The organism is Mesorhizobium sp. M7A.F.Ca.AU.001.01.1.1 (assembly GCF_004022735.1).
GTDB lineage: Bacteria > Pseudomonadota > Alphaproteobacteria > Rhizobiales > Rhizobiaceae > Mesorhizobium > Mesorhizobium ciceri.
In genome coordinates this window covers 1-6,568 of record NZ_RZPF01000341.1, presented here as the reverse complement: position 1 = coordinate 6,568, position 6,568 = coordinate 1, and the positions used below count along the sequence as shown (strand labels likewise).

At 64.7% G+C, this 6,568-nt stretch carries 10 protein-coding genes; 3 read left to right on the top strand and 7 right to left on the bottom strand.

Annotated elements, in window-relative coordinates:
- Positions 1-677: 16S rRNA (cytidine(1402)-2'-O)-methyltransferase (gene rsmI / locus EN884_RS20460; RefSeq protein WP_128360707.1), on the bottom strand; the 677-nt coding region annotated here is incomplete at its 3' end.
- Between the two features lie 149 nt (positions 678-826).
- Here rsmI and EN884_RS20455 point away from each other — a divergent pair.
- Positions 827-1,015, top strand: coding sequence for a hypothetical protein (locus EN884_RS20455; protein ID WP_013528626.1), 189 nt, complete (start codon positions 827-829; stop codon positions 1,013-1,015).
- Positions 1,016-1,088: 73 nt separating this feature from the next.
- Here EN884_RS20455 and EN884_RS20450 read toward each other — a convergent pair whose 3' ends face one another.
- From EN884_RS20450 to rph, 6 genes are all read right to left on the bottom strand, one after another.
- Positions 1,089-1,526, bottom strand: a complete 438-nt coding sequence (locus EN884_RS20450; protein ID WP_013528627.1) for an EamA family transporter — start codon at positions 1,524-1,526, stop codon at positions 1,089-1,091.
- A gap of 25 nt (positions 1,527-1,551) precedes the next feature.
- On the bottom strand, positions 1,552-1,875 hold the full coding sequence (locus tag EN884_RS20445; protein WP_013528628.1) for a low molecular weight protein tyrosine phosphatase family protein: 324 nt from the start codon (positions 1,873-1,875) through the stop codon (positions 1,552-1,554).
- Between the two features lie 3 nt (positions 1,876-1,878).
- Positions 1,879-3,042 carry a radical SAM family heme chaperone HemW gene (gene hemW, locus EN884_RS20440; protein WP_063169657.1) on the bottom strand — a complete coding sequence of 388 codons (1,164 nt, stop codon included), beginning with the start codon at positions 3,040-3,042 and terminating at the stop codon, positions 1,879-1,881.
- Positions 3,039-3,686 (bottom strand): RdgB/HAM1 family non-canonical purine NTP pyrophosphatase, encoded by a 648-nt coding sequence (rdgB, locus tag EN884_RS20435; RefSeq protein WP_063169656.1) that lies wholly within the window; start codon positions 3,684-3,686, stop codon positions 3,039-3,041. The genes hemW and rdgB overlap by 4 nt, the downstream gene beginning before the upstream one ends.
- Positions 3,686-4,096, bottom strand: a complete 411-nt coding sequence (locus tag EN884_RS20430; RefSeq protein ID WP_063169655.1) for a VOC family protein — start codon at positions 4,094-4,096, stop codon at positions 3,686-3,688. Before EN884_RS20430 ends, rdgB begins: the two co-directional genes overlap by 1 nt.
- 183 nt (positions 4,097-4,279) lie before the next feature.
- A complete protein-coding gene (rph, locus tag EN884_RS20420) occupies positions 4,280-4,996 on the bottom strand; it encodes a ribonuclease PH (protein ID WP_013528632.1) in 717 nt (238 codons plus the stop codon).
- A gap of 157 nt (positions 4,997-5,153) precedes the next feature.
- On the opposite strand from rph, the gene hrcA reads away from it, so the two are divergent.
- Positions 5,154-6,251, top strand: a complete 1,098-nt coding sequence (hrcA, locus tag EN884_RS20415) for a heat-inducible transcriptional repressor HrcA (RefSeq protein WP_027161211.1) — start codon at positions 5,154-5,156, stop codon at positions 6,249-6,251.
- A gap of 24 nt (positions 6,252-6,275) precedes the next feature.
- Positions 6,276-6,473, top strand: a complete 198-nt coding sequence (locus EN884_RS20410; RefSeq protein ID WP_023814156.1) for a hypothetical protein — start codon at positions 6,276-6,278, stop codon at positions 6,471-6,473.
- Positions 6,474-6,568 lie beyond the last annotated feature (95 nt).

Below are 6,568 nucleotides of genomic sequence, written 5' to 3'. Positions count from 1 at the left end.
GCCAGCGCCTGCAGCGTGCCGGTTCGCATCTCCTCGAAGGTCTTGGTCAATTCCCTGCCGATCGCGGCCTTGCGCTCGCCGCCCAGCGCTTCGACCATGGCACCGAGGGATTCGGCCAGCCGGCGCGGCGATTCGAAGAAAATCAATGTCGCCGGCACGGCTTTCAGTGCCTCCAGCCGCGTCAGCCGCTGCCCGGTCTTCACCGGTAAAAATCCGGCGAACATGAAGGCATCGGAGGGCAGGCCGGATGCGGTCAACGCCGCGAGCGGCGCCGATGGGCCGGGGATAGGCACGACGCGAATGCCGTGGTCGAGCGCCTCGCCGACCAGCCGGTAGCCGGGATCGGACACCAGCGGCGTGCCGGCATCGGAGATCAGCGCCACGCTCTGTCCGGCCTGCAGCGCCGCGATCAGCTTCGGCCCGGCCTCGCCGGCATTATGCTCATGATAGGCTGTGGTGCGGCGGCGGATGCCATAACGGTCGAGCAGCACGCGCGACACCCGTGTATCTTCGCAAGCGACGATGTCGGCGGCGGCCAGCGTCTCCAGCGCGCGCAGCGTGATGTCGGCGAGATTGCCGATCGGCGTCGCCACCAGATAGAGCGCCGGCTCCAGCGGCCGGGCCGCGATCTCGGTCTGCCCGACCACATAGCTGCGCTTGCCCGTCTCTGCGGTCACTGATCAAGTCTCCGTTCGACCCTGTTTGGCACGGCTGACGCGGGCTTGCAAAAGCTGACGCCGATGTAAGGAATTCGCCTTTCCTTTGCCACAGTGGGGAACCAAACCGGCGTTGGCAGATTAGCCCCCTGATTCCGGAGGAGGACAGGATGGACAGCCTCAAGATACAAGACGCTTTCGAGCCCTACTATGCCGGCCGCAACCGCGTTGCCACCCCCAGGGACAAGCGCCCGTCTGCCAAGACCGAGCACAGCCTGACCGAAGAGCGCGTCGCCAGCACCTTGCCGACGAACGTCAGCCTTTCCGACAACAAACCCGACAGCACGACGGAGCACTGACCGGACGATGCCCAATCGCTTCGATATCTTCATCACCCGTCTTGAAACGAAGAACGCACGCCATGGCGCGCAACTACCCTCGATAGGCGACCAGCACAGCACCCGCCGCGATAAGGGCGACGCCAAGCCAGTTCGCTCCGGACAACCGCTCGCCGAGAAAGGCCGCGCCAAACACCGCCACAAGCACGACGCTTAGCTTGTCGATCGGCGCCACCTGCGCCGCATTGCCGATCTTCAGGGCGCGAAAATAGCAGAGCCATGAAGCGCCGGTCGCCAGACCGGACAGGGCGAGGAAAGCCCAGGTCTTTCCCGAGATCGTAGCCGGCGACTGGAACTGGCCGCTGGCGAGCAGGATGGCACCGAGCACGATCAGGATGATGATCGTGCGGATGAAGGTGGCGAAATCGGAATTGATGTTCTCGATGCCGACCTTGGCGAAGATCGCCGTCAGGGCAGCGAATGCAGCCGAGAGCAGCGCCCAGAATTGCCAGGAGGATACGGTCAGGTTCATGCGGGTGGCCTTCGCGGATTGCGTCTTAACCGAGATACCGTGAAACGCGTGCCTTCAGAAGGCCAATCAACTCCAGATCCATGAATTCATAATCGTCAGGTATGTCGAGGCAGATCACACGCGCCTTCTTCAGGCTGGCCCTGAATTTCTTCTGCAGCTTGGTGCGGTGCGCCTTTTCCATGACGAAGATGATGTCGGCCCAAGCGACCAGCTCATGCGTCAGCGGCGTGTCGGCATCGTGGTTGGTTCCGGCCGAGGCCACCTCGATATCGCGGCGCGTTGAAAACACCTGTTCGGCGGTCGGGCTGCGCAAGCGGTTCTGGCTGCAGACGAAAAGGACGTTCTTCAAGGGTTAGCGCGCCAGATCGGCGACCACCGCGTCGAGCACGATCATGCCGGCGGCCGTGGCGCGCAGGCGCGCATTGCCGATCGGCGCCACCAGCCCTTCGCCCTGCAGCATCGACAACCGCGCGCTCGACAGGCCGCGCCCGGAGAACGCCTCGTAGCGGGAGAGGTCGATGCCTTCGGCCAGCCGCAGGCCCATCAGCAGGAATTCGTCGGCCTCTTCCGAGCGCGTCAGGATCTCGCCGCCGGTGACGCCATGGCCCTTGGCCTCGACCAGATTGGCCCAGGTTTCCGGCATCCGCTCGGCGATTGTCACCGTGCGCCGGCCGTTCTCGACGAAGCGGCCATGCGCGCCCGGCCCGACGCCGACATATTCGCCATAGCGCCAGTAGGTCAGGTTGTGCCGGCTCTCGGCGCCAGGCCTGGCGTGGTTGGAAATCTCGTAGGCCGGCAGGCCGTGCGCCTTGGTGATCTCCTGCGTCAGTGCATAGAGGTCGGCGGCATGGTCGTTGTCGGGAATGATGAATTTCTTTGCCGCATGCAGCGCGTGAAAGGGCGTGCCTTCCTCGATGGTCAGCTGGTAGAGCGACAGATGGTCGGCGGCATGGCCGATCGCCTGTTCCAGCTCCGATGCCCAAGCCTCCGGCGTCTGGCCGGGGCGGGCGTAGATCAGGTCGAAGGACAGCCTTGGGAATATTTCCCGCGCGAGGCCGATGGCGTGCAGGGCCTCTTCGACATTGTGCAGCCGGCCGAGGAAGCGCAAATCCTTGTCGTTCAGCGCCTGCACGCCGAGCGACACGCGATTGACCCCAGCCGCCCGATAGCCGCGAAAGCGCTCGGCCTCGACCGAGGACGGATTGGCCTCCAGCGTCACCTCGATGCCGGCAGGCACAGTCCAGTTCTTCGCCACGGCGTCCAGAACCCTGGCCACGGTTTCCGGCTTCATCAGCGAGGGCGTGCCGCCGCCTAGAAAAACGCTGGTCACCTCGCGCGGCCCGGTGCGCTCGCGCATCGTCGCCAGTTCGGCCTCGAAGGCGGCGGCAAAGCGCTCCTGGTCGACCGGCTGGTGGCGAACATGGCTGTTGAAGTCGCAATAGGGGCATTTGGCCGCGCAGAACGGCCAGTGGACATAGACGCCGAAGCCGGGCGTCCGGTCGAGCAGCATGCTCATGCCGAGCCCAATCTCGCTTTGGCGAATTTCTGGAAGGCACGGGCGCGGTGCGACAGCGCCGTGGCCTGGCCGGGCTTCCAGCCATGCTTTTCCTCGGCGCTCATTTCGCCGAAGGTTTTTTCGAAGCCCTCGGGCAGGAACACAGGATCATAGCCGAAGCCGAGCTCGCCGCGCGGTGGCCAGACCAGCGTGCCCTCGGCCTCGCCGCGATAATATTCGGCCTCGCCGTCGGGAAACGCCAGGCAGATGACGGCGACAAAGCGTCCCTTGCGCTGCTCCGGCAAGGCGGCGCCGACCTCCTGCAGCGCCACTTCGGTGCGTTGCATGGCCATGCCGAAGTCACGCGAACCGTCCGGGGTTTCGGCCCAGTTGGCGGTGTAGACGCCGGGCGCGCCGTCAAGCGCGTCGACGCACAGGCCGGAATCGTCCGACAACGCCGGCAGGCCGGTCGCCTTGGCGGCGGCGAGCGCCTTGATGTAGGCGTTCTCCTCGAAGGTGGTGCCGGTCTCGTCCGGCTCCGGCAGGCCATACTCCCTGGCCGACTTCGCTTCGAAGCCGAACGGTCCCATCAGGTCGGCGAATTCGCGCAGCTTGCCCTCATTATGGGTGGCGACGACGATCTTCTTGCCATCGAGAGAATGCATCAAAGGCCCCAGATTCTTGGCTCGGCAAATTCGATCGAGTTGCCCGAGGGGTCGCGTATATAGATCGAACGGCCGCCCTGCGGCCACTCGAATTCGCTCTCGATGGCGATCTTCTTTGCCTCCAGATGGGCTTTCCAGCCGGCGATTTCATCGTCGGTCGCCGTAAAGCAGAGATGACCTTGGCCGACCGCGCCGTGCGGTGGCACCGGCAGCCTCGCGTCGGGCGCCGGCGGGATTTTGGTTGCCTCGGCGTTGAAGACGAGCAGCACGCCGGGGCCGCAGCGGAAGAAGAGGTGGCGGCCGTCGACCTTGCCGAGGAGATTGAGGCCGAGGATGTCGGTGTAGAAGGTTTCGGCGGCGGGCAGGTCTGTGACGTAGAGGGCCGATTCCAGGATCGTGGAGGGTGTCACGAGGCGCCCCCCTCTGGCCTGCCGGCCATCTCCCCCTCAGGTGGGGAGATTGGCAGCTTCTGCATTGTCGCGCGCCCTACAACGCCGGAGATTGGCGAAGCCCTAGATGACATCCGATCTCCCCACTTGAGGGGGAGATGGCCGGCAGGCCAGAGGGGGGCGCTCAGGCTCGACATCTAAAAACTAAGCCACTGCCATCTGCTGCAAACTCACCAGGCGCTGGATGCCTTTCTTGGCCAGGCCCATCAGGTCCGCGAACTGCTCCTCGGAGAAAGGCTCGCCCTCGGCGGTGCCCTGGATCTCGACGATGCCACCCTTGCCTGTCATGACGAAATTGGCGTCGGTGCCGGCCGCGGAATCCTCGATATAGTCGAGGTCGATGACCGGCTGGCCGTCATGGATGCCGCAGGAGATCGCCGCGACATGGTCCTTCAGCACCTTGGCGACGCTGGCCATCTGGCGCGCTTCCATCCAGCGCAGGCAGTCATACAGCGCCACCCAGCCGCCGGTGATCGATGCGGTGCGGGTGCCGCCATCGGCCTGGATGACGTCGCAGTCGACGGTGATCTGCTGTTCGCCCAGCGCCTGCAAATCGACCACGGCGCGCAAGGAGCGGCCGATCAGCCGCTGGATTTCCAGCGTGCGGCCGCCCTGCTTGCCGGCCGAAGCCTCACGGCGCATGCGCTCGCCGGTCGAGCGCGGCAGCATGCCGTATTCCGCCGTCACCCAGCCCTTGCCGGAGTTGCGCATCCAACCCGGCACTTTTTCCTCGAGGCTGGCCGTGCACAGGACATGCGTGTCGCCGAACTTCACCAGGCATGAGCCTTCGGCATGCTTGGAGACGCCACGCTCGAAGGAGATGGCACGCATTTCGTCGAATTGGCGTTTGGAAGGGCGCATTCAGGGCTGCTTTCTTGTCATTTTTCGGAATCTTGGCCGGCTTGTAACCGCATGGGACGCGTGGCGCAAAGGAAAATGGGCTGACGATCGGACACAGACACCGGGTTGCGCGGGTGCAGTGTAAGTCTATATCCTTGGGCCGGAGGTTTTTGGCCGTATGACCAAGGCAGTCGATCCGAGTTCGCAGTCGCCCGCGCTTCAGTCGCCAGTATTCCAGGCGCTCGACATGCGTTCCCGCGACATCTTCCGGCGCATCGTCGATTCCTATCTCAGGGACGGTGAACCGGTGGGATCGCGCAGCCTGTCGCGTATCCTGCCGTCCTCACTGTCGCCGGCGACCATCCGCAACGTGATGAGCGACCTCGAGCATCTCGGCCTGATCTACGCGCCGCACATTTCGGCCGGCCGGCTGCCGACGCAGGCCGGCCTGCGTTTCTTCGTCGATGCCTTCATGGAGCTTGGCGACCTTTCCGACGAGGAGCGCCGCGCCATCGAGGCACAGGTGCGGGCGTCCGGCTCCGGTGCGACGCTGGAGCACATGCTGACCGAGGCCAGCCAGATGCTGTCGGGCATGTCGCGCGGCGCCGGCCTGGTGCTGGCCGCCAAAAACGAGGTGGCGCTGAAGCACATCGAATTCATCCAGCTTGAGCCGACGAAGGCGCTGGCGGTGCTGGTGTCGCAGAATGGCGACGTCGAAAACCGCGTCGTCGACCTGCCCGCCGGGATCACCGTCTCGCAACTGCACGAGGCCTCGAATTTCCTCAACGCCCATATACGCGGCCGCACGCTGGCCGAGGCGCGGATCGAGATCGCTCGCATCAAGGAAGAAACCAGGGCCGCGCTCGACACGCTGTCGCAGGACCTGGTGGAGAAGGGGCTGGCGGTGTGGGCCGGCGCCGACAGCGGCCTGCCGGCACGGCTCATCGTGCGCGGGCGTGCCAATCTGCTTGAAAACGTCACCGCCCAGGCCGACATCGAGCTGCTGCGCCATCTGTTCGAGGACATGGAGACGCAGGACGGGCTTATCCAGCTGCTTGACCTCGCCGAGCAGGGCTCGGGTGTGCGCATCTTCATCGGCTCGGAAAACAAGCTGTTTTCGCTGTCGGGCTCGTCGCTGGTCGTCGCCCCCTATCGCGACAAGGATGCCCGCGTCGTCGGCGCGCTCGGCGTCATCGGCCCGACCCGGCTGAATTACGCGCGCATCGTCCCAATGGTCGACTATACGGCGCAGCTGATTTCACGCATGCTGCGCTGAGCTGATCCAACCGAGGAGACGACGATGGCGCTCGAAGAATTCAAGGCCCGGATCAGCCTGCTGCTCGAGGAGATGGTCAACCAGCCGGAAGACCAGCACGAGATCCAGGAGCAGCTGCGCGAAAAACTGCAGGAAATGCGCGCCATGGGCCTGCCGCTGCCGGCTGACCTCGTCGAGTTGGAAAAACGCCTCGACGACGATTTCTACGCCGCCGGGACCTGAACCGGAAAACCGCAAGCTTCCTTCACCTCATCGTGTGCCGTGGAACGATCGACGAAACCGGTCGTTCCTGTTTTCACGCCCGAACACTGGAGGAC

What these genes read in the sequence shown, in the direction of transcription:
- EN884_RS20455 (WP_013528626.1), top strand. Translation starts at nt 827, where the DNA reads ATGGACAGCCTCAAGATACAAGACGCTTTCGAGCCCTACTATGCCGGC.
- EN884_RS20410 (WP_023814156.1), top strand. Translation starts at nt 6,276, where the DNA reads ATGGCGCTCGAAGAATTCAAGGCCCGGATCAGCCTGCTGCTCGAGGAG.
- rdgB (WP_063169656.1), bottom strand. Translation starts at nt 3,686, where the DNA reads ATGCATTCTCTCGATGGCAAGAAGATCGTCGTCGCCACCCATAATGAG.
- EN884_RS20450 (WP_013528627.1), bottom strand. Translation starts at nt 1,526, where the DNA reads ATGAACCTGACCGTATCCTCCTGGCAATTCTGGGCGCTGCTCTCGGCT.
- hemW (WP_063169657.1), bottom strand. Translation starts at nt 3,042, where the DNA reads ATGAGCATGCTGCTCGACCGGACGCCCGGCTTCGGCGTCTATGTCCAC.
- rph (WP_013528632.1), bottom strand. Translation starts at nt 4,996, where the DNA reads ATGCGCCCTTCCAAACGCCAATTCGACGAAATGCGTGCCATCTCCTTC.
- hrcA (WP_027161211.1), top strand. Translation starts at nt 5,154, where the DNA reads ATGACCAAGGCAGTCGATCCGAGTTCGCAGTCGCCCGCGCTTCAGTCG.